5 protein-coding genes are annotated in these 3,228 nt (G+C 67.0%); 1 reads left to right on the top strand and 4 read right to left on the bottom strand.

What is annotated here, in order from left to right:
* Window positions 1-652, top strand: a 652-nt coding sequence (locus G3I65_RS18905; protein ID WP_160697285.1) for an IS3 family transposase, incomplete at its 5' end; no start/stop codon positions are given.
* A 19-nt stretch (window positions 653-671) separates the two neighbouring features.
* On the opposite strand, the gene G3I65_RS18900 is transcribed toward G3I65_RS18905, so the two are convergent.
* The 4 genes from G3I65_RS18900 to G3I65_RS18885 form a co-directional block, all read right to left on the bottom strand.
* Window positions 672-1,013, bottom strand: a complete 342-nt coding sequence (locus G3I65_RS18900; protein ID WP_160697284.1) for a hypothetical protein — start codon at window positions 1,011-1,013, stop codon at window positions 672-674.
* A 178-nt stretch (window positions 1,014-1,191) separates the two neighbouring features.
* A complete protein-coding gene (locus tag G3I65_RS18895; RefSeq protein WP_160697283.1) occupies window positions 1,192-1,644 on the bottom strand; it encodes a hypothetical protein in 453 nt (150 codons plus the stop codon).
* A gap of 378 nt (window positions 1,645-2,022) precedes the next feature.
* Complete coding sequence (locus G3I65_RS18890) at window positions 2,023-2,187, bottom strand: hypothetical protein (RefSeq protein WP_160697282.1); 165 nt, start codon at window positions 2,185-2,187, stop codon at window positions 2,023-2,025.
* Window positions 2,188-2,274: 87 nt separating this feature from the next.
* Window positions 2,275-3,228 (bottom strand): IS110 family transposase (locus G3I65_RS18885; RefSeq protein WP_160697281.1); only part of this gene is annotated, 954 nt, incomplete at its 5' end.

Below are 3,228 nucleotides of genomic sequence, written 5' to 3'. Positions count from 1 at the left end.
CGCCCGCCGCGGGTTCACTGCCTCGGAGAACCGGGTGTGGCGGATCTGCTCGATGCAGAAGATCTTCTCGCTGCACGCCAGGAAGAAAGGCCGTTCCCGCCAGGCGGGGCCGCCGGTGCACGACGACCTCGTGCGCCGGGACTTCACCGCCGCCGCGCCGAATACCAAGTGGCTGACCGATATCACCGAGCATCCCACCGGTGAGGGCAAGCTGTACTTGTGTGCGGTCAAGGACTGCTACTCCAACAAGATCGTCGGATACTCCATCGCCTCGCACATGCGGGCCTCACTCGCCGTCAGCGCGCTGCGCAACGCGATCGCGCTGCGCGACCCGCACGACGTCGTGGTCCACTCCGACCGCGGAGCCCAGTTCCGATCGGCGGCCTACCAGCGCCTGCTGCGCGGTCATGGGCTGACCGGGTCGATGGGTCGGGTCGGTGCGTGTGGTGACAATGCTGCGATGGAGTCGTTCTTTTCGTTGCTGCAGAAGAACGTTCTCGATACCCGCCGGTGGCGCACGCGGGAGGAGCTCCGGTTGGCGATCGTGTCCTGGATCGAGACGAAGTATCACCGCAAACGCCGCCAACGCGCCCTGGGCAAGCTCACCCCGGTCGAGTTTGAGACCATCTACACGGCCACGTCAGCGGCCTGAGAAACAGTCAGCTCCGGTGTCAACCGAAGTCTGGGCAGACCCCTTCCAGCCACGCCAGCAGGGTGGTTTTGTTCGCGAGATGCGACCGCACTCGATCCCTGGCTCGTGAGACGAGCACTCCGACACTCAGCGCTCTCTGCGGCCCTTGGCTGCTGTGATGGAGCAGGTGAACACCGACACCACAGCCGGCCTTCTCGACGACGACCGACGCACAGCCTTGGCGCAACAGTCGGTTCACGGGCGGGTTCTCGAGCCCGAGGACGTCGGCGCCGCGGTCGCGCTGCTCGCCGACGGCGGCTTCGGCTCGGTCGCCGGCCAGGTGATCCGCCTCGACGCCGGATTCGGCGTGCTCAACCAGCAACTGACCCGTCCTGACCACGCTACCCGCAACCGGCCGAGGGGGTCACCAGGGCCGCGCCCCCATGGGGCGGACCCGCCGCGAGTCACAGGAACACACTGTCATGCCGCTGACCGCGCATCCACGTCCAGCATGCCGGTCAGCAGGTGAACAGGCGACGTCCGGGACACCATTCAGGCGATCAGAGGCTCATCCAGCAGAACATGAGCTCGTCGGCTTCCCGAGCCCGCCGCGCGAGCCCGACCATGGACTCGATGAACGCTTCTGCGTCCGCGACGTCGACGTTGCCACCGAGCTCTTCGATTTGTGCCCACTCGCGCGCCACGCGAGGCACATCGACGGCTTGGGCCAGCACATCGCGAGCCGAAGTGCTCAGCTCAGAGACCCACGGACCCTCGTAGTCAGGGTCCTGCTCCCGACCCGCCGGCCAAGCAAGACGGTCGGTCACCAGATCCGGGTTCCAGGGCACCTGCTGGATCGCCGCGATCATCATGCCCAGCACGACTCCCGGATCGACGCCCTTCGCATCGATCCCGTCGAACACATTACTCACCGGACTGCGCCCGCCACCGGCATCCATCACCCGCCGCACAGCGTCGGCCCCGGATGTACGGAAGTAGTCAAACAACGGCATGACACCGATTATGCCAAAGCGGCACCTTCCACAGCGTGCCGACCTCGACTGGTAGCTCTTCGTCTACTCATGCCGCTTATCGATTGCTAACGAACACCGCGTTCGCCAACCGCCGGTGCGAGAACCTGTTCCACGTCCGCGCTGCTGTCGGCCGCCCCGCGACTGACAACGTGGTGGCCTCGCGGCAAGGCAAGCGACAGGTGGAGCGCCCAGCGCGAAGCTGAGAGTAAACGATCTGAAGAGGTGCCGAGTAGCGGTCAAACTTGATCACGAGTAACGCCATAATGCGGTCGAAACTCGGCAATATTGATCATCGCAGGTGATCAGCGTGTACGTTCAGAATCCACGAACACTTCAGGAAGCCGGTGTCGTCCACGATCAGCACACCACGTACTCCCACGCCCGGCCCCTCGGCTCCGACCGCGTGAACCGGCCCGCGATCCGCTCATGCACCCGGTCCAGCTGATCCATCACCACATCGACCACCACCAGGATGATCCACCACGCACCCGAGTACCGTTGCGGAAGCAGGCCCTCGCCCACGTCGCTCACCTTTCCCGCCCCTGGAGCCACGCACTGCATTAGACCGGGGTGGCCCAGGCGCCGAGGGGGGGTGTCCCTATGTGGTTGTCAAGCCGCGGCGGGGGCGGGTTCGGGGTGTCGGTAGTGGGTGCCGTTGCGGAGCATCGCGTAGAGGACGTCGCAGCGGCGGCGGGCCAGGCAGATCAGCGCGGCGTTGTGCTTCTTGCCCTCGGCCCTCTTCCTGTCGTAGTAGGTCCGGCTGGTCGGGTCGGACAACGAGGCGAAGGCGGCGAGGAAGAACGCGCGTTTGAGCTGGCGGTTGCCGGTCCGGGCCGGGTGCTCGCCCTTGATCGATGTTCCGGAGCTGCGGGTCACGGGGGCGATCCCGGCGTAGGCCGCCAGGTGCCCGGAGGTCTTGAAGTTGGAGGCGTCGCCGACTTCGAGGAGGATGCGGGCTGCGGTCCTGACGCCGATGCCGGGCATCGAGGTCAGGACCCCGGCAAGAGGGTGCGCATCGAGTATCCCCTCGACCTGCTCAGCAACTTGCTTCCGTTGCTGGAGAACCGTTTTGAGGCTGTCGGCCAGCCGCGGCAAGACCGTGTCCGCGGCGGCGGTGCCCGGGACGGTGACGGTCTGCTCGCCCAGGGCGGTCATGATCGCCTCGACCAGCTTGTCGCCGATGCGGGGCGCGTGAGCCTTGGCGATCGCCGTGAGCTTGCGGCGGCCGGCTTTGGCGATCCCGGCCGGGCCGCCGCAGCGGGACAGGATCTCCAGCACCGCCGGGTGGGCGATCTTGGGGCCGATGGCCCGTTCCAGCGCCGGGTGGATGCCGGTGAGCAAGCCGCGGATGCGGTTGCTGATCCGGGTGGCTTCGCCGGCCAGGTCGTCGTCGAACCCGACCAGCACCTCCAACTCGGCCAACGCGTCGTCGCCGACATCAACGGGTCGCAGGGTGTGGGGCAGGGAGCGGGCGGCGTCGGCGATGACGAACGCGTCCCGGGCGTCGGTTTTGGCGCGGCCGGGGTAGAGGTCGGCGATGCGGCGCATCGCCAGGCCGGGCAG

It is taken from the genome of Amycolatopsis sp. SID8362 (assembly GCF_010550475.1).
Taxonomy (GTDB): domain Bacteria; phylum Actinomycetota; class Actinomycetes; order Mycobacteriales; family Pseudonocardiaceae; genus Amycolatopsis; species Amycolatopsis eburnea.
This window is presented reverse-complemented; position numbering and strand designations above follow the sequence as displayed.